At 30.3% G+C, this 24,957-nt stretch carries 20 protein-coding genes; 2 read left to right on the top strand and 18 right to left on the bottom strand.

Going from position 1 to position 24,957, the window contains the following annotated elements; genetic code table 11:
- Nucleotides 1–185: 185 nt before the first annotated feature.
- The 13 genes from KDK92_RS15910 to KDK92_RS15850 all read right to left on the bottom strand — a co-directional run bounded on the left by KDK92_RS15910 (nt 186) and on the right by KDK92_RS15850 (nt 15,912).
- Nucleotides 186–965: an ABC transporter permease gene (locus KDK92_RS15910; RefSeq protein ID WP_250860328.1), complete on the bottom strand. Its 780-nt coding sequence runs from the start codon at nt 963–965 to the stop codon at nt 186–188.
- A 1-nt stretch (nt 966) separates the two neighbouring features.
- Nucleotides 967–1,749 carry an ABC transporter permease gene (locus tag KDK92_RS15905; RefSeq protein WP_250860327.1) on the bottom strand — a complete coding sequence of 261 codons (783 nt, stop codon included), beginning with the start codon at nt 1,747–1,749 and terminating at the stop codon, nt 967–969.
- The gene (locus KDK92_RS15900; RefSeq protein ID WP_250860326.1) at nt 1,742–2,719 is read right to left on the bottom strand and encodes an ABC transporter ATP-binding protein; all 978 of its coding nucleotides are present in this window, start codon (nt 2,717–2,719) and stop codon (nt 1,742–1,744) included. The genes KDK92_RS15905 and KDK92_RS15900 overlap by 8 nt, the downstream gene beginning before the upstream one ends.
- 162 nt (nt 2,720–2,881) lie before the next feature.
- On the bottom strand, nt 2,882–3,895 hold the full coding sequence (locus tag KDK92_RS15895; RefSeq protein ID WP_250860325.1) for an ArsR/SmtB family transcription factor: 1,014 nt from the start codon (nt 3,893–3,895) through the stop codon (nt 2,882–2,884).
- Nucleotides 3,896–3,983: 88 nt separating this feature from the next.
- On the bottom strand, nt 3,984–5,036 hold the full coding sequence (locus KDK92_RS15890; protein ID WP_250860324.1) for a DmpA family aminopeptidase: 1,053 nt from the start codon (nt 5,034–5,036) through the stop codon (nt 3,984–3,986).
- 176 nt (nt 5,037–5,212) lie between these two features.
- Complete coding sequence (locus tag KDK92_RS15885; RefSeq protein WP_250860323.1) at nt 5,213–6,595, bottom strand: methyl-accepting chemotaxis protein; 1,383 nt, start codon at nt 6,593–6,595, stop codon at nt 5,213–5,215.
- 239 nt (nt 6,596–6,834) lie between these two features.
- A complete protein-coding gene (locus KDK92_RS15880) occupies nt 6,835–8,169 on the bottom strand; it encodes a sigma-54-dependent transcriptional regulator (protein WP_250860322.1) in 1,335 nt (444 codons plus the stop codon).
- Complete coding sequence (locus KDK92_RS15875) at nt 8,169–10,055, bottom strand: ATP-binding protein (protein WP_250860321.1); 1,887 nt, start codon at nt 10,053–10,055, stop codon at nt 8,169–8,171. Before KDK92_RS15875 ends, KDK92_RS15880 begins: the two co-directional genes overlap by 1 nt.
- A gap of 211 nt (nt 10,056–10,266) precedes the next feature.
- Nucleotides 10,267–11,091: a mechanosensitive ion channel family protein gene (locus tag KDK92_RS15870; RefSeq protein ID WP_250860320.1), complete on the bottom strand. Its 825-nt coding sequence runs from the start codon at nt 11,089–11,091 to the stop codon at nt 10,267–10,269.
- Between the two features lie 127 nt (nt 11,092–11,218).
- On the bottom strand, nt 11,219–12,022 hold the full coding sequence (locus KDK92_RS15865) for a sterol desaturase family protein (RefSeq protein ID WP_250860319.1): 804 nt from the start codon (nt 12,020–12,022) through the stop codon (nt 11,219–11,221).
- A gap of 130 nt (nt 12,023–12,152) precedes the next feature.
- Complete coding sequence (locus KDK92_RS15860; protein ID WP_250860318.1) at nt 12,153–13,877, bottom strand: amylo-alpha-1,6-glucosidase; 1,725 nt, start codon at nt 13,875–13,877, stop codon at nt 12,153–12,155.
- 70 nt (nt 13,878–13,947) lie between these two features.
- Entirely contained in the window at nt 13,948–15,042 is a 1,095-nt protein-coding gene (locus KDK92_RS15855) for an alanine racemase (protein WP_250860317.1), read from the bottom strand.
- Nucleotides 15,043–15,156: 114 nt separating this feature from the next.
- Nucleotides 15,157–15,912, bottom strand: coding sequence for a tetratricopeptide repeat protein (locus tag KDK92_RS15850; RefSeq protein WP_250860316.1), 756 nt, complete (start codon nt 15,910–15,912; stop codon nt 15,157–15,159).
- 208 nt (nt 15,913–16,120) lie between these two features.
- On the opposite strand from KDK92_RS15850, the gene KDK92_RS15845 reads away from it, so the two are divergent.
- Both KDK92_RS15845 and KDK92_RS15840 read left to right on the top strand, forming a co-directional pair.
- Nucleotides 16,121–16,291 carry a hypothetical protein gene (locus tag KDK92_RS15845; RefSeq protein ID WP_250860315.1) on the top strand — a complete coding sequence of 57 codons (171 nt, stop codon included), beginning with the start codon at nt 16,121–16,123 and terminating at the stop codon, nt 16,289–16,291.
- A gap of 124 nt (nt 16,292–16,415) precedes the next feature.
- Nucleotides 16,416–16,586, top strand: coding sequence for a hypothetical protein (locus tag KDK92_RS15840; protein WP_250860314.1), 171 nt, complete (start codon nt 16,416–16,418; stop codon nt 16,584–16,586).
- A 124-nt stretch (nt 16,587–16,710) separates the two neighbouring features.
- On the opposite strand, the gene KDK92_RS15835 is transcribed toward KDK92_RS15840, so the two are convergent.
- From KDK92_RS15835 to KDK92_RS15815, 5 genes are all read right to left on the bottom strand, one after another.
- Nucleotides 16,711–17,073 carry a response regulator gene (locus KDK92_RS15835; protein WP_250860313.1) on the bottom strand — a complete coding sequence of 121 codons (363 nt, stop codon included), beginning with the start codon at nt 17,071–17,073 and terminating at the stop codon, nt 16,711–16,713.
- A 39-nt stretch (nt 17,074–17,112) separates the two neighbouring features.
- Nucleotides 17,113–19,959, bottom strand: coding sequence for a response regulator (locus tag KDK92_RS15830; RefSeq protein WP_250860312.1), 2,847 nt, complete (start codon nt 19,957–19,959; stop codon nt 17,113–17,115).
- Between the two features lie 15 nt (nt 19,960–19,974).
- Nucleotides 19,975–21,045, bottom strand: a complete 1,071-nt coding sequence (locus KDK92_RS15825; RefSeq protein WP_250860311.1) for an HD-GYP domain-containing protein — start codon at nt 21,043–21,045, stop codon at nt 19,975–19,977.
- A gap of 209 nt (nt 21,046–21,254) precedes the next feature.
- Nucleotides 21,255–23,111 (bottom strand): ABC transporter ATP-binding protein, encoded by a 1,857-nt coding sequence (locus KDK92_RS15820; protein WP_250860310.1) that lies wholly within the window; start codon nt 23,109–23,111, stop codon nt 21,255–21,257.
- Entirely contained in the window at nt 23,099–24,895 is a 1,797-nt protein-coding gene (locus KDK92_RS15815; RefSeq protein WP_250860309.1) for an ABC transporter ATP-binding protein, read from the bottom strand. Before KDK92_RS15815 ends, KDK92_RS15820 begins: the two co-directional genes overlap by 13 nt.
- Between the last annotated feature and the right edge of the window lie 62 nt (nt 24,896–24,957).

The following is a 24,957-nucleotide window of genomic DNA, read 5'->3' as shown; positions in this document are numbered from 1 at the left end:
TATTATTAACTCTTTTATATACTTCTCACTTTGTCATAAGAAAAAGAAAAGCTCATAAAGGAATAGTAAATAATCCCCTTACAAGCTTCATTGCATTTAGAATACACGCCATTGTGTATTAGTACTTATTAAATTTTCATAATTTTCTGATTAAATTATATCATAGAATTTATAATTATTCAATTTTAATAAATATCTAGTGTTGCTTTTTTGATTGCAATTTTCTCAACTATATTTAGAGTTGTGTAACCAAGAACAACAAATATAACACCTAATAACATTTCACCACCCATTAAACTGAATATCCTACCATAATCCCCTCCACTAGCAATAAGTCTAGCACTTTCGATACTCCTGGTTATAGGCAACATATAAGATATTTTTGATAAGAATAGAGGCAAACGTTCAAGTGGAAATATTGCTCCAGTTAAAGCAAATAGTATCATTGATGCAGTGTTAAGAAATAAGTGAATATCTCTTGTGAGAAGCCCTAGTACGCTTATGCATAAACCCAAAGCTATAGCACTGAACATGCACACAAATATAGAAATGATAAAAATCAACATTCTATCAGCTGGAATATAAAGATCAAATAATAGATACCCAGTTAACAATCCTATAAAAACTGTAATAAAAGAATCTATGATATAGAATACTCCTCTGCTCATAAACACCTTAAACTTATTTGCAGGTGAACCTATTATCAATTTAAGAGTTCCACTATATCTCTCACCGATTAAACTTGTTCCAATTCCAAAAACAGCATTCCTACTACATAATATAAATGCATTACCGATTAGCCAAGGAGTCATATCGTTCGTTCTATAAACGAATTTCATGAGTAATGAAAAATAGATCATCTGAAGCATAGGATCTAAAACTTTCATAAGTAAATATGCTTTTGGACTTAAATAACCAAATAGAGACTTGAATGAAAAAAGTGATTGTCTTATAAACCTTCTCATACTAATGTACCTCCAATGTAGCATTAATTCTAGCTTTCGTATCTATCAATTTATAACCTAGTATAAATAAAGCAATATATATTAGTGTGACCCCAATAAGGGCGAAAATAAGATTATAAAATAAACTCCAATCTCCTATACCAAACACACACATTCTAAGCAATTTAACAACGTATGTTGGCGATAGTAAATAAGATATCCATCTAATGTATACAGGAATTATTTCTATAGGAAACATTATTCCACAAAGTATTAATATAGGATACTCCATAATGTTCATCAATACCCTCGTACTTCTAGATATGGCTAATAGTGCAGATAACATCATTGCTACGGCAATAAAAGATATTATTCCTATAATAGAGATTACTATGAATAAAAAAACGTGCTTAATGATAAGAGGAACAGAAAATGCCAATAACACAAAAACAAAGCTTATTATCATTGAGACTATTCCCCACACTGTATTTCCTAAAACTTTCCCTAACATAATTGTTCTAAAACTAGCTGGCGAATTAAATATAACCTGAAGAGCTCCCATATACCTCTCACGTTCGATATCTCCTGCTGATGAAAAACTTATAGTTCCCCATAGACTACTTATGGCAGTACCTAACATAACGTATGCCACATAATCTTCATATCCTCTATCCTTATATACCATGAACATAATAAATGCTGTCATGATAGGTTGTACTATAACACAGAATCTAAACATTGATCTGCTAATAGATTGTTTCATCTGCAATAAACTGCTTGAATATAAGACTTTTAAACTATTCATTTTTATCACCTACTATTTTCAAGTAAATATCTTCTAGAGTAACTTCACGAATACTGAAGCCCTTCATGTTACAATCCTTGAGTTTATAAGTTATCTTGCTTATTATTTCATGAGGCTTTTGTGTTTCTATGTATAAATGTTTATCATCATCTATTTCTTTTAATTTTACTGATGTTACTCCCTCAATACTCAATATTTCCTTCTCACACGCCTCCTTTAAATCCCCAACAATACAATGTATTATGCTCCCTTTATCATATAATTTTCTCAGATTAGGAACTGTATCTAGTGCAACCAATTCTCCACCATTTATAAAGCCAATTCTATCACAGAGTTCTTCTGCTTCTTGCATATAGTGGGTTGTTAATAATATAGTTGTACCTTCTTTTGCTAATTTTTTAATAATAGCCCTTAGATCTCTAGCTCCAGCTGGGTCCAAACCTATCGTTGGTTCATCTAGAAATAAAATTTCAGGCTTATTAACCAATCCTCTAGCTATCTGCAATCTCTGTTTCATACCTTTAGAATAAGCTTCAACCTTTATGTCTGCCTTATCTTTTAATCCAACTAAATCCAGTAAATCATTTATTCGTTTTTCTTTTATATCCTCATCTATTCCATAAAGATCCATAAAATAACTAAGATTGTTTCTTGCTGATAATCTCCAATATAAACTACGTTCCCCTCCAAATATAAAGTTTATTTTATGTCTTAACTTCTTTTCTTCACCAAAGGATTTATATCCTAATACCATTGCTTCTCCTTCAGTGGGAGCTAATAATGTTGTAAGAATTTTTATAGTTGTTGTCTTACCAGCTCCATTAGGTCCTAATAATCCAAAAATCTCACCTCTTTTAACATTAAATGATACCCCTTTAAGTGCTTGTACTATTTTTTCTTCTCTTTTTAATATCCCTACAGTGGTTTCATAGTTTCTCTTAAGGTTTTTAACCTCTATGACATTTTCCATTTTTTGTCCCCCTATTCATATACTATTTCTCAGTTATTAAATACACATCTAATGTATGTTAGATAATCATATAATATATGTTTTTATTAGAAGTGTCAATATTTTCTCGCAAAAAAATACACATTTAAAGTTTTTCACTTTAAATGTGTATTCTATAACTGATTATTTTTCTATAAATTGATTCAATGCTTTTAATATTTCACTATATCTTTGTTTATTTAATGAAACGTATCTGATATTCTTAATTTTTTCCTCATGTAAAAGACCAACGCTTTTCAATGACTCTAAATGATGTGATATTGTAGGAGTCTTTACATTAAGTTTATCAGCAAGTTCTTTCCCATAATAAGAATTATTACTGATAATTTTAATAAGTTCAATTCTAGTTGGATCACTCAACACCTTTAATGCTTTAGATAAGTTCTCTCCAGTGAATTCTTCCTTGAAGATATCTAGAGGTTTTACAAGAATCTGCGTTGAGGTACTGAAATATCTTGCTGGTCCATTTTGCATATAGTATGTAGGAATAAGTATATATTTTCTAAAATCATACACTCTCTTAAAGGTTTTACCCATGATTTCTTGGGAAACATTAAGAGGAGAATTATATTTAATTTTTTTATCTATATCATCAAGATCTGAACTGTATAAGGAAATAAATTGACTCATTGATTCTTCAACCACTTTGTTCAATTTTCTTATTATTCTACAACATCCTTCTCGAATCCATTGAGTTTTAAACATTAAACTGTTTACAAATTCAAATTCCTTTTCATCAATCCATTTATGCGTCTTAAGATATTCTTGTAAATCTAATTTATGATTTTTTATACCTTTTATTTCTTGTTCTGTTATCATCTCACTATGAAATAGATATATAAAATCCTCTTCATTCAAACTCTTGATATGTTCACAATAAAGTTCGGGATTATCATAATGTTCATTAATAAATAAAAATTCTATTAAGCTTCTCCCTTGTAACTGACTTACATTAAGTACTTCAATAATCTTCATATCATCTTCGTCTAATAATTCCTTAAATTTTTGAATACATTCATGATCATACATTTTATTCTTTTCAGATATGATAGCATTTATAACCCCTATTATTTCAACCATTAATGAAGTTCTGCATTCAGTATATGTTTTATATATAATCGGCAAATTATTTTCCATGGTAACCACCCTATTGATATTTTATCTCATGATACCATATTGTTGTAACTTGAACAAGTTATGCGTGGACCTATACCTTTTACCTTTTCTATTTTAAATCTAGTTTATCCCAATACTCTACTAATGACTTTAATGTATGACCATCTCGTCCACATGTTGTATCAGCGCATATCATTGAATTCAATATTGCTTCTTCACAAGCATCAGCTACTCCAAGGAACACTTTATCAATCATATTTTCATTAATAATTTTCATGTCCACAATGTCTCTTTCCTCATAATGATTTATTCTGTTTGACGTAGTAAAACCTATAGCTACTTCCCCACTACCATTGCCAGAAAAGGAACCTGTCCTTGCTAATGCTACAGATGATCTTTTTATAACTCGCTTTAGTTGTCTATAGGAAAGAGGAATATCTGTGGCAATAATCATAATTATTGAACCTTTTTCTTCTTCTATTATTGCAGCTTCTTCGTCACTAATAATTTGCCCAGCTTTAATTCCATTTAACACAAAATTCTTTTTTATGCCAAAATTAGAAAGAACTAAAGTCCCTACAGTATATTCTCTTCCATCAAGTTCTACAATTCTTGAAGATGATCCAATACCCCCTTTAAAACCATAACACCACATGCCTGTTCCAGCACCAACTGCACCTTCTTCAAACATTGTATCTGCATTTCTTATGCTATCAAAAACATGTTCTTTTTTTATATGTCTTCCTCTTATATCATTTAGATAACCATCGTTGCACTCACACACAACAGGATTAACCGTTCCTGTTGATACTCCAATATCTTCGTTGAATGAAAGCATATAATCTACAAGTGCATCACTTGCAGTACCTACACTCAATGTATTTGTTAAAACTATAGGAGTTTCTAATGTTCCAAGTTCCTCAATTTGTATAGTTCCAATAGTTTTTCCAAAGCCATTAATAACATGAGATGCTGTAACTAGTTTCTCCTTAAAGATATTTCCTTCATGAGGGATAATAGTAGTTACCCCTGTTGTTATATCTCCATTGTTTAAAGTAGTGTGACCAACTTTAACTCCTTTTACATCAGTTATCAAATTATTTTTACCACACTTTAGATTTCCAATTTTCACACCATAATCCTGTATTCTTTTAAATCCCATATTTTCACCTCTTAAATATATTTATAATTATCTTTTTTAATATGTATTGTGATAGCCACACCTATTTGGTTTATATTACCACATAACTCATTCACCATCAAATTCTATTCATATCTCTAACGAGAAGTTATTAAGAAAAAAAATCAGGCTTAAGCCTGATTAAAAGTAACTATAAGTTATTTATCTTTAATATTATTCAATGCATTTATAACATCATTAGAACATTTATTCATATCTTCTAATGCTTCTTCTGCTTTTTCTATATCACCTTTACCAAAATGAATAGTTGCGTCCTTAGCTAATTCATGTAATTTAATATGAGGTCTTTCTAAATCTATATAATTTCTATCATTTTTAAACTTTTTACCTTCTTCTCCATAATACCATTTACCAAGCCGGCATTCATGATGAGTTCCAATAGTATTAATATCAATTTTATCATATTTAAGAATCATATTATAAACACGCCATTTCCAAATTAAATGATCAGCAATACATATATCAATTAATTCTTTTTCACCTAAGCACAAATCATTATTAACTATATTAATCCTTAAGTCATTTACAAGGTTACTAACATCAAAAATAGCTTTACCCGTTCTATCACATTCACTTAATAATTCATCAGTACAACTACTTAGATTGTTAATATCTCTTGTTATTTCAGTAGTAACTGCAGTTTGCTCTTCTACATTGGCAGAAATTTGAGTTATATTATTGTTTATTTCCTTTATTCTATTAATTATTGAAGCTATTGATCCCATTGCATTATCAACTAAATTCTTACCTGCATCTAATCTAGATGAAGTTTCATTTGCTCTATGCACAGACTTTTCAATATCTACTTTAAGTTCGTTAATATTTACCTGAATTTCAGTAACAGATTCTTTAGTATGCTCTGCAAGCTTCTTAACTTCATCTGCCACAACAGCAAATCCTCTTCCCGCATCCCCTGCTCTTGCAGCTTCTATTGCTGCGTTTAATGATAATAAGTTTGTTTGATCAGCAATTCCTTTAACAATGTCTACAATATCATTAATCTTTTCTGTTTTATTCATAACCCCTTGCATATCTCTGTTTATTTGATCAATCTCTTCAAAGGATTGATTAACGAAAGAAAATGCTTTGTTAATATTTTCTCCACCTTCTACAGCAATATTTTGTGTATCACTTGTAGAACCAGCAACCTCTTCAGTGAAGCTAGCTACACCTTCTACTGAAGCATTCATTTCTTCACAGCTAGCAGCAATATTGTGAAATGTTTTTGTTTGAGCCCTTACATCATCAATCATTGTTTTAACAAATTCCATTTCAGTAATAAACTTTAATATACTATTTATATTCATTAAAACATCTTTTTTTTCTTCACATATAGAGTCTAACATATAATTCCAAAGTTGTGCCATTTCTTTACAACCTATTTCATCTTCACTTATATGAGATGCCTGCCCATTAATTACATCCTTTATAGCATTTTTTAGTTTTTCTTTACAAATATAGGATTGACTAAATTCCATTGTTTTATCTTCTTTGGTTTCTTTTCTTCTTCTTAAAAACATATGTAATCCCCTTTCGCTTATGTAAATTTTACAAATCACCCAAATTATTAATAATTAGATTGATAACTTTTATCTTCACCTATTTATCACAGCAATTTTCATGCCAAATCAAGACTTTCATAAAAAGTTAATAAACTCTAAGTATATAGCCGTTACAAATAAAAAATCTCCATAAAAAAATTTTTATGGAGATATCTTTCTGCAATTTTTACAATTTCTTAATTGCTTTTCTGCAATCCTTACAATTTCATATTATATTTTTTGATTTTATTATAAAGTGTTTTTTCACTTATACCAAGGATTTTTATGGCGTCTTTTTTATCACCATTAACATTTTGTAAAGTACTTTTTATATGATGTCTTTCAACTTCTTCAATAGTTAGCATTTTATATTTGCAAATTTGCCTAGAACATACACTTTCAATTTTAGGAGTTAATAAATAGGAAGGTAAATCCTCTCTTAATATAACTTCTTCCCTAGCAATTGATATCATTCTCTGAACAACATTCTTAAGTTCACGAATATTGCCAGGCCAGTTGTGTTTCATGAGTAAATCCATAACTTCATCAGAAACATGTTTTACAATTGTTACATAATCCCTTCTAAATAATTGAATAAAATGTTGGACTAATAAAGGTATATCATCTCTTCTTTCTCTTAAGGAAGGAACATTAATATTAAAAGTATTAATTCTATAAAATAAATCTTCTCTAAATCTTCCTTCCTCAACCTCTTTTAAAATATCTTTATTTGTAGCACAGACAATTCTAAAGTCAGATTCAATCTGCTTATTGCCCCCTAATCTTTCGAATGTTTTATATTCAAGTATCCTAAGAAGTTTGGTTTGAAGTTTTATATCAAGTTCGCAAATCTCGTCTAAAAACAAAGTTCCTTCATTAGCGGCTTCTATCTTCCCAATTTTACCAACCGAAGCGCCAGTAAATGCCCCTTTATCATAACCAAACAATTCACTTTCTAACAGTTCACAGGGAATTGCTGCACAATTGATCTTTATAAGTCCATTATGTTTTCTAATTGAGTTATAATGAATATAATCTACTAATACTTCTTTTCCTGTACCACTTTCTCCTAAAATCATTATAGGAGCATCGCTATTTGAAAGTTTCAATGCCTTATTAATACATTTCTTTATTGCTGCACTTTCACCAATAACTTTTCCTTTTTCTTTTAAGAATTCCTTATTATTCATCTTTTTTCCCGATAAAACATTAGAAACAATATTCCTTATATCTTTTAATTTAAAAGGCTTGGATATAAAATCCACAGCACCATTTTCAAAGAAAAAATTGGATTTCTGTTTTTCTGCATAAGCTGTCATAATTATAACCTTTATATTTGAATGCAGCTTTTTTATATTTTTTAATACCTCTACCCCATCCATATTAGGCATTTGAATATCTAACAGTACCAAATCAGGACAATCTGCTTTCACGGCTTCAATTACTGAATAAGCGTCATAAAAAGCTGTTGTATTATAATTTTCTTTCTCTAAAACTTTCTTAAGAAGATCAGAAATTTCTTCATGATCATCAACAATATATATTTTCTTCATTAATTTCCCCCCTTAGCAGAACAATCAACAGGCACAGTTATTTTAAATGTACACCCTTTATCATCATTGTTTTTAATAAATACATTTCCACCGAAAGCTTCAATGATTTTCTTAACAATACTGAGACCTAAACCAACACCCTTATATTTCTTTTTAGTAGAATCATCAATCTGATAAAAAGGTTTAAATATATCTTCTATTTTTTCGGGTTCTATACCAACTCCGTAATCTTTAATACAAATTTCTATATAACCTTCTATTTCCTTAAGAGAAATTTCAATATCTCCATCATTAGAAAATTTTATTGCATTATCTATAATATTATCTATAACTTGCCTAAGTCTTAGCTCGTCTACAATAATATATAATTCATTCTCTAAAGGATTAAATGATATATTAGTATCCTTATCCTTTATTAGAATGCTTCTATCTATTATTAATGAAGTCAAGAACTTATTCACACCTATAGCTGTAAAATTAAATTTATTTTTATTTGTTTCAAGTCTAGAAAGATCAAGTAAGTCATTTATCAAATACTTTAATCTATCAGAATTATTATAAGTTGTTTGTAACATATCTTTTTGTACTATATTTAATTTTCCATCCTCTTCTTCCAGTATATATTCTAAGTATGTCATAATTATATTCAATGGAGTTCTTAATTCATGGCTTATGTTAGCAATAAAACTACTCTTAGCTTTATTTGCAATTTTTAATTCCTCATTTTTTCTATATAAAGATTCTAAAGTTCTCATATGTTGTTCAGTTAATAATATTAATTGTTGATTTTTCTTCTCTAACTTTTCTCTTTCATTTGATAACTCTTCTATTAACGCATTCTTTATTTCTTTAGCTTTTTTTTCTTTAGTAATATCTTTAAAAATTCCCACACCATGAATTATCTTATTATTATAATCATAAACAGGACTTGTTCCTCCTAAGATAACTTTTTCCTTTTTATCTTTAGTACGAACTAGAAGTTCTTGTTCTTTAATAACCTCTCCATTTTTAATTGATCTTACAAGGGGATGCTCCTCTTGTGATATTTCACGTCCATCAATGGTATGAAGAGTATAAACTTTTTCAATCTTATTATCATTTATTGAAATTCCACCTAACTTATGAGCTTTATCTTCCAATATATTATCTGCTGCAGTATTTGTTAAAGTGATTTTACCATTTGCATCGGATACAATAACTCCAACTGGCATTACATTGATAAGAGCATTTAAAGTATTATTTTTAGTCTTAAGCCTATCGTTTAAAAGTTCAACTTCTTTCTGTTTATTATTAATCTCATTTATATAAAAAATCTTCTTATTGTTATCTTTTGCTATTGAAAGGATAATAAATAATGCTGCTTCTGAAAATAAAGTCATTAGAACATTAATAATTAGCCAAAATATAAAGGAAACTTCCAAAGTAAAATAAAAAATTACACTTCTTACTAAACTCTGAAATAAATATATAATCATTATCCTTTTAGTATTTTTAATAAGATATGTGAAACGATCAATTTTTTTCTTATAAAAAATCCCTCCAATCAAGGCAGGAAGCAAAGTACCAGAAATTATGCCCACCAAAGCTGTCGGTCCCCCAATATACCATCGGTATAAAGAAGGTAAAATAGCAGAAACTAATCCTGCTTTAATACCAAGCAAATGGGCTATTAAAAAAATAGGAACTGCTCTTATGTCAAAATTCATACCTTTATATTGAAACGCTTCTGATATGGTTATTATTGAAAGTATACTGCCCCATAGAGCTAGTACCCAAATAGCGTATTTTTCTTTTATTTGTTTCTTTGAAAAAAGTTCTCCAATCTTAATACTTATAAATATAAATCCTGAAACAACAATAATGTTGTGTAAAAATGAAACTATCAATCTATTCTTCACCACACTTAATTAATTTTAACTCTGTATAAATGTAAAACTTATTCCATTATATATTAGCGTTTATTTTAAAATATTTCTAGGGTAAAATTTATTAAAAACATCTTCTATTTAACATATAAAACAATATTATAGGCTAACTTTTTTCAGAAACAAACAATTATTCATAAAAAAAAACGGCTAAACAGCCGATTTCAATGTTTTATTTATTAATTAAGTGTACGTCCATCTGTGGATAAGGAATATTAATTCCTTCTTTGTCAAATTCTAATTTAACTGTCTCCATTATATCAAAATAAATTTTCCAGTAATCTTCTGTTTTACACCATAATCTAAGAGAAAAGTTTACTGAACTATCTCCATGCTCCGATAAAACCACCTGAGGAATTGGATCCTTCAAAACTAATTGATTATTTTCAGCCACTTTATATAACACTTTTTTAACTTTAAGAATATCATCCTCATATCCTACTCCAAATGTAAAATCAATCCTTCGTGTTGCATGGGCTGAGTAGTTAACCGCACTACTATTAGCAAGTTCTCCATTTGGTATAAATATCCTCTTATTATCAGGAGTATTTAAAATTGTATAAAACAATTGAATCTCTTCTACTGTACCTGAATGACCAGCAGCTTCAATATAATCTCCAGCTTTAAAAGGCTTTAAACATAGTATTAAAACTCCCCCTGCTAAGTTTGAAAGACTGCCTTGAAGAGCTAAACCTATAGCTAAACCAGCAGAACCTAGCACAGCAATAAATGAAGTCATTTCAACGCCTAACATAGTAGCTATAGTTATTACTAGTAGAATATATAATGTTACCCTAGTAGCTGACATTGTAAAAGAATATAAAGATTTATCAACACTGCTGCTTTCAAGTCCTTTTTTAATTACCTTTAATACATATTTTATTAATTTTAATCCTACAATTAAAACTATAAATGTAAGTATTAATTTACCTCCATAACTTATCATTAATGGTTTTAAAATATTAAAGTTCAATATATCTACCTCCAGCTTTTTCATTAGTCATAAGGCACATTCAAATAATCATGTACCTAATATTACTCTTATGAATTATAACTCCTTTTAGTAGAAAAATAAATACTAAAATCAAATTTTGTCGAATTTTTGTTGAAAATTAATATTTTCATTATTTACCTCTGTATTTATTAGTTATAAATGGCACTAAAAGCATTCCTGGAAAGTATGTATATTTTTCTTCAGGCATATCTTCAATGCCCAACTTCATGTTTACATGCCCCCCCTTAGGTTGTGCTTTATAGGATTTGAAAATAAAATCCCACCATGGAACGCTAAATCCAAAATTACTATTTCTTTCATTCATATGAATAGAATGGTGTACTCTATGCATATCTGGAGTTATTAATACTTTTCTTAATATTTTATCTGCCTTTAAGGAGATATAGATGTTTGCATGATTGAACAAAGATGCTGAGTTTAAAATTATTTCGAAAATAACTACTGATATTGGAGATGCACCAATTAGTGCTATTAATCCAACTTTTAATAATGTAGATATAATTATTTCAATTGGATGAAATCTTACACCTGTTGTTGAATCAAGTTCTAAGTCTACATGATGCATTTTGTGAAGTTTCCAAAGGAATCCTATTTTATGAAATATCCTATGTTGCCAGTATACAAGCATATCTAGTAATAATACTTCTATTAACACCTTAATCCACTTAAATATATTAATATTATTTAATAATCCTATACCTTTTTCTTGAACAATAAAAGCCATTTTTATAGGTACAAGTGGAAGTACTAAAAATATTAAAAGATTATTCAATATTACTATAGAGATATTACTAAAACCTCTTTTCCAAAAACTAAATTCCCATTTCCTTCTTGGTTTAACCTTTTGAAGAATTATCATAATTACCAATGTACCTAGAAAAGCGCCTATTCTTATGTTTCTTAAATTTTTCATTATTACACTCCTAAAAGAATTATATTAGAATACCTTTTAGGTTATTATGTGTTAATAAAACAAAAACCTTTCCACCCAAAAATGGAAAGGTTTTTTTGAGACTATTTAACCAAGCTTTAGTTTACAAGTATTATTTAAGATAGTCTTCTATCAATGTCATAAATACTGACGATGTCCAAGCGAATGCAGGGTCAACAAGTCCTTCTCCTGTTTTAGGGTCAAAGTTTTCAGCCATACCCCCAATTAGTATTCCTTCAGTGAATCTTTCTGCAAGATCTTTTGCAACTTCTTTTTCACCCATTCTATCCAAAGCCTCTATAAACATAAGCATTGTTGGTGCCCATACTGGACCCCTCCAGTATCCGTTATACTGATAGAATTTACTATTCATAGCTTCAGTTGCCAAACCATATCTTCCATTGAATCTATCTTTGTCCTTAATAGCCTTCAAGAGATTTTTTTTCATCCTGCCATCTAATCTATATGCTATCATTAGTGGTAGCAGCAGTTGCAAACTGTCCCCTTCCTCGATATACTCATCATTAGGAATTGAAAAAGCTTTAAATTCACCATTTTTCCATAGATGATTTATAAATGTTTCTGTTAAGGAGTTTGCTTTTTGAATCCACTTTTCTTTTTCTGACTCCATTTCTAGTATACCTGCAATCCTACTTAGGAAATCCATCTGGTATATAAGAAGTGCACTTAAGTCGGGTGTTATAACTGGAATACCTTTTGCATATAATGTTCCGTTATCCCATCCAGATTCGTTACCATGGGTGTAATACGGCAATCCCATAACTCCCAATCTGTGTGTCATCCAAAACTCAGTCTGCTTAGAGACTGTATCATAAACTTCTTTCAATTTTTCTGTGTTCCTAAATAAATCGTTTCTTTTCATCATGTAATCATATGCCCACCCGTAAATAGGAGGCTTTGCACTACTATACGATGCATATGTATCATTGATGTAATCAGGATACATTCCACTATCATGCTGATGATCCTTGAACATCATATATTGATCATATGCTAATTCTGGATGAATATTTGCTAAGAATATCGCACCGAAACAATTATCCCAACTCCAAATATTCGTCATCCAATTTTTTGACATATACATTGCATATTTCTTTAATTGCCCTTCTGGTTTTACAAAATTCATCCAAGTTATGTATGAGGCTATCTTCTTCTTTTCCTCATACTTTTCAGGTACAGTGAGTAATTGATTTGTCCATTTATCGTATTCAGCCTGTACCCTATTATGACTTTGATAAAAGTCTTCATTTTTTTTATCCACGGACTTAGGTAAAACTTTGAAACTTTCCAGTTCTATATCGAAAGGTTCATCATCAGATGTCAACATCAAATCAATGGAAGTATTACCAATAGTATCCCAAGGTGCTTTAACTTCCATCCCTCCAGCTATTCGTTTAATCCTAATTCTTAGTTCTTTTGAATAACTGCATAGCTCCCATTCATCTTCCTTAATTGAAAAAATATTGTCATATTTCTTGAGAATATAGTGCAAGTTGAGTCCCATCCCCTCTCCTCTAATTCTCAAGGAATCTTCATCTGAAAAGAACATTTCAATTTTACCAGTACCTCTTTTAACAGTAAGCAATGTTTCTGTACATGTAAACTCATAATCCTCCACAATACTTCCATTTTGAAAGAAATCCAGGCAAAATAAACGTCCTGGTGTTAAATCTCCTCCACGAACATCTCTAATATAAATATTACTTCTATCGTGGATTTCATATTTAGATATTACAAAAAAAGATCCAAATCGGCTGAATGGTATTGTTACTAAATCAATCATATCATTACCCTTAAAATAATTTTTCCTATCCATATTATATTTCACCTCATCAACATAATTCTTATAATATTTTTGTGGTTAAATCATACTATGTTAATTCCCTTTAATATTTAAATACTTTTGATACGTCAGAACTACCAGTTAAAAAAAGCAAAGCCTGATAGTAAAGCTCAAAATCAATAATATCTCCAACCTTTAAATCAACATTTGTATCTGTATAATCCATTACAACATGATCACTGCTTGAACCAATAATATCCAAACCATGTAGCTTTGAGATTAATTTCGTTGAAGAACCTATATCTTGATTCCCAACAGCTACAATAGCTCTTTTTCTTAATCCTTTATCTTCATAAGATGGTTTATTTCCAAATGCATCTATGAACATAGTGCCGATAGGATATGATGGCTTAATTTGCACTTCAACAATCTCAGCATGCAGAACAAAAGTATCCGTATAAAATCCTCTCATATCAAGTTTAAAATAATCTTTAAGATCCCTAGCTAAAAGAATACCTTCGCCAACCCTAAGATGATTTATTCTATGAGGCATTTCCCCATTGAATACAAGAGGCAAAGAAGTTGTCCCGCCTCCAGATATAACCTGTAACTTTCTACCTATATTCTCTTCAATAGAACTGGCTATATTCACTAGCCTGCTAAGATTTTTTACAGTAGGTACAATTGAACCTAAACATGAGAGGTTTGTTCCTAATCCATATAATATTACATTTTCGAATTCGAACTCTATTCTCTTTGCAACTCGTATAATTTTGTCTAATTCAAAGATTCCTTCTCTAAGATCCCCTAAGTCACACATTAGTATAACCTTATGTGTTATATCATTTTTTTTACACACTTCATTTATAAATTCCAAAGTAGATTCCTCTGAATTAAGACTGATATCAACAAATTTAACCATATCTTCAACTTCAGTTATCATAGGAATTCTCACTAACATTGTTTCAATGTGCTTCAAATGTTCTTTAATATTCTTTAATTGATGTAATCTGGATGATCCAAATGAACTACTCCCAGCCTTATACATTGATTCCGCAACTTTAGTTAAGCCATTAACCCCTTTTATTATAGTTGTAATGGCTATTCCATAAGTGCTACAGACTTTTTCCATATGTTTATAATTACTACTGATTTTATTCAGAGCTATTTCTAACTGAGGATATTTGCCACTATTCATTAAATCACATCCTTAATTTGAATAATTTTACTTTGTAAACTATTATGTAAGATTATACAATTTAATGAATGTTACTCTAAATCCGTATTGAACATTTTGGTACAAACCAAACTTCTAGTCCATTTCCTCAACCTTTCTTTTTGCTACTTTTGCAATGTATAATTTATTTCCTTCTTCACTAACTTCCTTATACATTTCTTTTGCTTTTTCTACTTCTCCAAGTTTCTCATGGATTTTTGCCAAGCCATATAATGCACTTACGTGGGTACGCTTGTCACTTTTTTCATTTAACAGTTCCTCGAACGCCGTCTGACTCTCTTCATATTTTCCTAATATATAGTCCCTCTCAGCATTCAAAAATTTAATTGCTCTTTTGAATGGTGCTTTAGTTATTGGTACTGAATCTAGTGTTATATTGAAAAGTTCTCTTTCAAATATACCTTCTGCTTCAGCTATCTCCCCTAACTCATATAAACAGCAAATCAAGTTTATAGTAAATACCAACAAGGTGCCATTTTTAGTAGAAAGCTTGGACTTATCAATAGATAGCAAAAGATTCTTCCCCTCTTGATACTCTCCCATGCACACTAGAGCAGCAGCTTTGTCCACATTTAAATATGCCTGCAGCTTAGCATTCTTACCTGTAATCTCCATTTGTTTCTCTGTTCGTTCTAAAAAAGCTTCTGGATCACACTTCTCATTTAATAAACCTAACCTTTTCTTACTTCGTTTAATTGAAATTATAATATACCCAACCATAATAACTGTAAATGTTATAACTCCTGATAATATTGAATCGTCTGTTAACACTAATAATGTTATCATCATCACAAATGTAACAACAACAAATGAACTTCTTTTAACTAACATTTTTATCCTCCTCGTTAAGTTAATCAATTATTCTCCATCAACTAAAAAAAAGTTATATTTTCGACTTCACTTTATTATATTACATTAATCTTCTTTAAAAGTTAATAAATATTAACAAAACTATAAATTTGAATATTATTTCTTCAATGAATAAAGAGTTAGTATTAGTGCAAACTAATACTAAAATTCTAATTAAGAGGTGCTTTTAATGAGACATAATCATGAAGGAACGGTTGATAGAGTCAGAAGCTTTTTAAGAGAAGGAAAAGGCATGACTGAAATTATGAATATTACTAAGCTTTCATCAGAAGAGTTTCTTGAAATCAGAAATAAACTTCAATCTAAGTATAAGAAAGAACATAACGATAGATTACGATAGATGATTTCATCTAAAGAAACACAAGCAATATAGTATTATTTGAATATGCCTTATACCCTAATGAATAAAGAAAACGTATAAGTGCAAACTAAAAATAAAATTTTAATAAAGGGGTGTTTTATTAATGAAAGGCGATCATGGAGATAAAGTTGATATGGTAAGAGATCTTTTAAGACAAGGAAAAGGAATGATTGAAATCATGAACTTTACTAAACTATCATCAGAAGAATTTACTGCGATTAAAAATAAGCTTGATGATAAAAAAGAAAAAGAATTCAATGATAGATTAATATAAATAACTACATATTCTTAAAGAAACACAAGCCATTAAGTTTTCCTTAATGGCTTGTATTTATTAAATCATTTAATTGACCACCATATGACCACTAACCGGATCTGTTGTACTTACTTTTATAATCTTATTTGTACTCTTCTAAAGTCTTTAATAAAATTTCAGTATCGAAAGGTTTCATAATATAACTCTTAGCTCCTAATGCCATACATTCATCTTTCACACTTTCGTGCCCTACTGCTGATATAATAATTACAACTGTTTTAGGATTAATTTTCATTATATCAGTTAACACATTGATACCGTCCATCGTAGACTCAGACATGTTTAAATCTAGAATTACAATATCTGGTTTTTCACTCTTGAACACCTCTATTGCATCATCTTTACCTGATGCCTCAAATATGTTATGGAAACTTCCTTTTTCAATAATCTTTTTTACAAACATTCTCATATAAGATGAATTATCAACTATTAATACCTTTTTCATATTAAAAACTCCTTTATATCTCTGAATTTTAAAGACACCCTAGTGAAGCAAATCTTTTATTTTAGCAAAAAGTCTAGCACATTCATCTGTTTCCTGTTTCAAAGCTGCCTCCTCTAACTTTATTGCTAATTCATGAATAGAAATTATTCTTAGAGTTCCAGAGGAACCTTTTAACTCGTGAGTCACCCCCGCTAATTTATCAAAATCATTGTTATCTATAGCATTGTTTATATCTTCCAATAAATTAGGTAGACATTTTATATATTCTTCAAGTATTTCTTTTGCATCATCTTTTTTAAGTCCTGTGGTTTCAACAAAATAATCAATATTATTATCTATAATATTATAATCGGTCACAAGCCCACTCTCTTTAATATTCTCTTCTATCATGTTAAACATAGTATCAAAATTAATAGGCTTACTAATATATTCGTCCATACCAGCTTCAATACATTTTTCGTAATCACCCTCCATAGCATTAGCAGTCATTGCAATAATTGTAGTATGTTTCTTATCACCTTCAAGCATCCTTATTTCATATGTACATTCATACCCATCCATTACTGGCATCTGGCAATCCATAAAAACAACATCATAATCTTTTTCTGATACCGCTTTTAATGCTTCCTTACCATTCACCGCCACATCACAAGTCATGTCATGGGATTTAAGCATACTTATAACGATTTTACGATTCATTTCATTGTCTTCAACCAATAAAATTCTCGGTTTTAATGTATTCTTAACTTCTTTAACTATATGTTTCGTTATAAGTTGATGTTCTTTTTCATATTCTTTTTTCAACCCCAATACTATAGCAATACAACCAAGTAAGTCGTCTCGTCTTACAGGTTTACCCAAATACGATGAAAATCCATATTCTTTTGCAACCTTCGCATCTCCCTTTTGAGTTACTGAGGTTAGAAGTATTAGCTTAGTATCCTTTGCAAAAGGTATTGTTTTTAATGTAGTTGCAAGTTCATAACCACTCATGTCCCGCATTTGATAGTCTATAATAGCGACACTTATTTTATTTTTTGTATTTGCATTTGAAAGAATTGTTGTAATGGCACTGGTAGCATCCTTGGCCTCAAATACCTTCATTCCAGTTCCTTGAAGATATGAACTAACACTTTTTCTATTATTCGCATTATCATCAATAATCAAAATATTCACACCTTGAAGCTTTTCAAAAGCAAACTTCTGTTCTGAGGCTCCTTTAGCAATCTTCAATCTCACATCAAATTTGAATGTAGACCCTTCCCCCAGCATGCTTTCAACACGAATTTCACCGCCCATCATTTTGACTAATTCATTAGATATGGCAAGTCCAAGTCCCGTTCCTCCATACTTTCTAGTTGTAGAAGCATCTGCCTGACTAAAATATTGAAAGATTGTATTAATATGCTCCTTACAAATTCCAATTCCAGTGTCCTTTACTTCAAAGCTAAGTACGGCTATTTCATTCTCTTCCTCTAAATAATCAACTGTAACAGAAATTTCACCGCGTTCGGTAAATTTTACTGCGTTACTTATAAGATTATTTAATATCTGCCTAAGTCTTGATGGATCGCCAATAACCTCTTCAGGAACACCTGCTTTAATCATAGTATAAAGTTCAAGGGCTTTTTCTGCAGCTTTAGGGGCAAGAAGTGAAACCGCATCTTCAATAGTATTTCTTAAATTAAACCTAATTTTTTCCATAGTTAGCTTTCTAGCTTCTATCTTTGAAAAATCCAATATATCATTAATTATATGTAATAATACCTCTGAAGCAGATTTTGCTTCACGTATAAACTCTTTTTGTTCTAAAGACAGATTAGTTGATTGCAACAGTTCAAGAAATCCAAATATTCCGTTCATTGGTGTTCTTATTTCATGAGACATATTTGCAAGGAACTGACTCTTTGCGATATTTGCTGCTTCCGCCTGTTCTTTTGCCTTGTTAAGCGACCTTTCAGCAAGCCTCTGCTCTGTAATGTCCTCCGCTGTGCAAATAAGATACTTAATATTACCTATTTCATCTCTTTGGGGCTTACTTTTAATTTTAAGTAGCCTATTTTCACCTTTACAATTCTTAATCTCAAGCTCTTTTTCTGCGGGCTCATTCTTTCGAAACAACTCCCAGTTATGTTCAGAAAACTTATTTGCAGTATCTATATCAAATATATCATATAAATCCTGATATTCTAAATCGCTTTTCTTCTTGCCGAAAAACTTTGCATGAGCTTCATTAACAGTTGCATAAGAAGTTACATTGCTTAAAGCCCAAATCTGTGATTCACAATTATTAAGTAATATTGCTTGCCCATTAAGTGTTGATTCATATGCTTCTTTCTTTACAATCCTTGCTCTTGTATATGAAAAAGCCTTTGAAATATCTCTTAATATCTTGATTTGCTCTTCTTCCCATGTCATAGACTTTGATAAATTTTCATAGCCTACAAATCCAATTAACTTGTTTTCGCTTTTCAATGGAACTATAAGAGAAGATTTTATTCCTTCCTTTAAAAAAACTTCTGCTTCAAATACCGCTTCTGCAGGAAATTTCTCCACATTATTTATTGCAACAAAATCATTATTCTTAATCTCCCGAATCAACCATGGAAGAGCATAAACTACCTCTTCCTCCTGTATTGTTCTTTTTGGCCTTATATCTTTCTTATTCCATTGACATTCTATTTGCATAAAAGTAGGATCTTTAGAAAAATAATAGATATAAATTCTATCCAAGTCAAAAAATAAACCAATTTTCTCCAATGTTTTTTTTAACTCACTCTGATAATTAATACTATCTACATCCAAAAATCTCTGAAAAGTATCATTAATTAGTTTCAGACAATCATTGGAATACCTAATATTTATGTAATTACCTTCACCACTCATAAAATCCCCCCCAAATTAAAGTTCACAGGTCTTTGTAATAAAAAGAGTTAAATCTTTTAATAAATCAATTTCATAAGGTTCTAAAAGTAATTTTCCATCTTTATCATATATAACTTTTACCACAGGCCTCATGGGCATTGAGTCGTTTTGCTTTACTACTAAACTTTTTTCATTGGTACTTAGAAGAACTCCACTCCCTGTTGGGAAAGCAGCTATATTATTAGTAAATTTTGTAACTATTTCTGCATCAAAATAAATGTTACTCATACCTATAAGATATTCAATAACCTCTTGCACAGATTTACCTTTGTCTGAATTTCTACCTGATATTAAATTATCAAACACATCACATATACACACTATTTTTGCAATTTCATTTATTTCATCATCTTTTAATTTTAAAGGATATCCACTGCCATCACTTCTTTCATGATGCATTAATGCAACTACCTTGACAAACGCATTCCAAACATACTGATCTCCTAAAAAATCATAACCAACCTTTGGATGCATTAATCTAATATATTCATCTAATTCTTCCTTAGTCTTAAAATTTGCTACAAGTTTCTTATCATTCATAATTTTTATCTTACCTATATCATGTAGTAATGCACCTGCAGCTATATCTTTAAGCTTTAACATATTGTATCCCATATGAGTTCCTATTATTGTAGACAATACACAGACATTTACCGAATGGGAATAAATATTGTTATCACATGCACTTATTTCAGCAACATTTATCAAAACATTTTTATTTGATAGTATATCTTCAATCACTGCGTTCACTGAATTCATAACACTACTATTATCAGTTTTTCCTTCACGACAATAGCTTTCAATCATCTCCTTAACAGCACGTTTACTCATTTGCCTTGTCTTTTCAGAAATACTTTCTTCAATAATCACATTTTTTGATATGTCATCATCAATGTATATTGTATTAATTCCCATTTCTTTAATTTTTTCAATATAATAAGGTTTTAATTTTACTCCAACATTAAGTAAAACCCTACCTAATTCATCATAAATCTGCCTTCCAAGGATTTCATCTCCCTTTAGGCTGAAGACACTAACAAGTCTCATATATCCCTCCAACTAAAATAATTAATTTTTTACTGAATAGTAAAAATTCTTATAAAAAAAACAAATATCTTTCACTCAAAAAACGTAGTATCCTTTACCAACTAAACAGAAAAGGAAAACTTATCATTAACGATTATTATTTAAATATATTAGCATATTCTTTTACTTTTGACTACATAAAGCGTGTAAATTACTTCTAATTATACTTTTTAGCTTGCTGTATAATACTTAGCCTGAGCGTTCCACATATCACAGTATAGTTTCTCATCTTTAATCAACTGTTCATGATTTCCACGTTCAACTATACTACCATCATTTAATACAATAATATCCGAGCAGAACCTACAACTGCTCATTCTGTGTGAAATATATATACATGTCTTATCCCCAACCAAAGAATCAAAGTTTTGATATATTTCATATTCACTTATAGGATCCAGCGCGGCTGTAGGTTCATCAAGAATAACAAAAGCTCCATCTTTATATAAAGCTCTAGCTATGGCGATCTTCTGCTGTTCTCCTCCACTGTATTTTTCATTTGAACTGCTGTCACTGCCTCCAAATGCTTCTACTTCACTCAATTCATTCAAACTTTCATCCAACCTATGCCCATATTTCTCAAGTCCGGTTTTAAATAAACATTCATGGACTTTTTTCTTATGAAATTCAACAGAGTTTGAGATATTCTCACCTAAACTGAAAGAAAACAATCCAAAATCCTGAAATACAACAGAGAATAGCGATAGGTATTCCTTATAATCATATTTTTTAATATCCACACCATTCAATGTAATTCTTCCTTTAGTTGGTTCATATAATCTGCTTAATAATTTTATAAAGGTACTTTTACCAGCTCCATTTGGTCCCACCAGAGCACTCTTTTGATTTGAGTTTATTTCGCAAGTTACTCCCTTAAGTACATATTCATCACTTCCAGGATACTTAAACCAAACATCCTCAAAGCATATGTTATACTGGTGATCACTTCTTTTTTCCACTGGAATGGAACCTGTTTCAAACTTGTTTTCCATATCCAAAAACTCAGTAAGCTTATCCATATATCTCATCATATCCCCAATTTCATGATTAAACACAATGGTTGCTAAAAGTGATTCATTCATCTTAATAATAGCCTGGCTATATTTAAGAAACCCTCCTATTCCAATAGCATTTGCAAGTACTTTTAAAGCTACAAGACTGTACGCTAAAACAGTTATAACTCCACTTGATGAAGCTTTAACAACTCTTTCATAAACTCTATATTCTGCTTCTTTTTTATTATTATCATTAATGTATTTACTTGTATTATCAAGAAGATTGCTTATGGATTTCTCTGCATCATAAGCTTGTATTGTTTTAATCATCTCTTCGTCTCTAAACATTCTACATAAATAATCAAATCTTCTTTCTGTGTCCAGTCCTACTTCAAATAGTTCACTTATTTTACTTTGGCTCCATTTCACCACTTTCCCCGTGATTCCCATAACCCCTAAAACAACAGCTAGAATTAACAAAATACAAACAACTGGATTGGTAACAATATTTAAAACCTTAGATTCTGATCTGCTAACACTGATACAAAACTGCAGAGTTAACCCAATTGCAAATAAAAAAGATACAATGCTTTGTAGAAGTTCAGCATATTTACTAAACAACTGCTCATAACTTGCATTATAATTTAAAGCACTTATAGCACTTGTATAGCTACTTATAACTTTTCCGTCCTCTATACTTTCATAGTCTACCTCAAGAGGTTTTTGGTGAATTATATCCTCTATCTTTTCAGATAGTGCTGAATTTCTATCGGTTGTTACTTTCTTTAACCACTCAGATAAAATACTCCCTACACAAAATAAAAGTGACATTGCTATTGAATAGTATAAAGCTTCTTTAAACTGCTTATTTATAACTGATGTAAGTATATAATTGCTGAAAACTATTGGTATAAATGGCACCAACCCTCGCATTATTCCTAAAAGAAGAATCAGTGGTCCTATTGAATGATCAAGATAGTGAAACCTCTTCATTATTTTAAATGCTTTATTATGTGTTTTTAACATTTGCATGCTGCCACCTCCTCTTGATAATAATGTGCTTGTGCATTAAACATCTCTCTATATGGACCCTCTTCTTTTATTAGCTCTCTGTGACACCCATCTTGTTTAATAATTCCATCCTGCAGGAATATAACTCTATCACAGAATTGTGTTGAGCTTAATCTATGAGATATAAATAGAGATGTTTTTCCTTTAGTCAACTGATTATACTTATTATACATCTCTGCTTCAGCTAGTGGGTCCAGTGCCGAAGTAGGTTCATCTAGAATAAGAACCGGTGCATTTTTATATAAAGCACGTGCAAGCATAAGTTTTTGATACTGCCCTCCGGATAACTCCACACCTGTTTCTTCTAAATTCTTTGTAAGAATAGTTTTCTCTTTATTAGGCATTTTCTGAACGTGATCATAAAAATCAGCCTGCTTTAAACTTTCATTTAAACGCTTCATATCAACATCTTCATCTAATTTACATGAAATGTTTTTTCCTATACTCTCTGGAAATACTTTTGTTTCTTGAAAAACAACGCCTGTAAGTCTTAATAGTTCCTTTGGATTAACTTTTGAAATATCCACCCCATTTAGGAGAATTCTCCCCTTTTGAGGTTTATACAATCCGCACATAAGCTTCACAAGTGTGGTTTTACCAGCCCCATTAGCTCCAACCAATGCGATTTTTTCTCCTTCTTTTATGGTCAAGTTTAGATTATGAAAAATTTCTTTTCCTCCTTCGTATCCAAAACATACATTTTCAAAAATATAATTATACCCTTGAGCTTTTGGAATATCCAACTCATATTCTCCCTCTCCTAGTTCTTGTTTCTCCAAGAAAATTCTGAAATTATTAACTAGAATAACATTTTCAGCAAGCTTAGAGTATTCTGTAAAAATGTTTTTTATCCAAATATTAAATTCAGCTATCACTGAAAGATACAACACAAATTCACTTATGGCCATACCTTGGGATACTCTGTATATCAAATAGCCATAACAAATAACATCTCTTAAAACTCCTGAAATATGCTGAATGCTCTCTGCAGCAAAAGTATTTTTTGACTGAACTTTAACATATACCATTCTTCTCTTAAGTAGACTTTCAAATTTATCAGTAAACCATTTCTCCATTCCGTATATTCTAGCATCTTTTCCTATTTTACTATCAAGACACTTTCTATGAAGATACATCCTTTCATACAACAAACTATTTTTCTTATCTTGATTTTCTAATATCCACGCTCTATTTTTCCTGTCTTTAAATGTTCTCACATAACCGGTGAAGAGAAGTACTATCATTATAAGTGGATTTAATTTAGCTGAAATTACCATAAAAATCGTTAAGCATAAAATATTCACTATGAGATCAGCTATATTTTTTATAAGCGCCATTACCCCTATAGTATTATCACCTACAGCCTCACTAGCCTTCTCAAATTCCCCTTTTCCAACTCTTCCTTCCACCTGATTAAACGGCAGCTTCACTAATTTTAAAAACAGACTAGGCATTTCTAATATTTTGTATAAAAATATGCTGGTATTTCTCTTTGTTAAAAAAAACTTTTCTGCCATAACTAAAAAAGCATAAAGACAAACAATTGCTACTATCTTAAAAAATGCCCTTTTGGGATTATCTTCTTTTTCCAAAATAAAGACAATTCTACTTGCCAGTACAACAGTAAAAATAGTATTTATCAATTTTAATCCCATATATATACAGAAACTTATTATGCCCCCTATTCCTTCTTTATCTTTCCATCGTTTGAATACAAACCTAGTATTCTCTATCTTTTTTCCCAATTCAATCACCTCACCAATATAATATCAGTTTTTTTTCTCTTCAAAAAAAACTGACGTGAATC

It is taken from the genome of Oceanirhabdus seepicola, assembly GCF_023684385.1.
GTDB classification, from domain to species: Bacteria; Bacillota; Clostridia; order Clostridiales; family Clostridiaceae; genus Oceanirhabdus; species Oceanirhabdus seepicola.
Note: the sequence above shows the minus strand (reverse complement) of the source record. Positions and strands in the feature narration are given on the sequence as shown.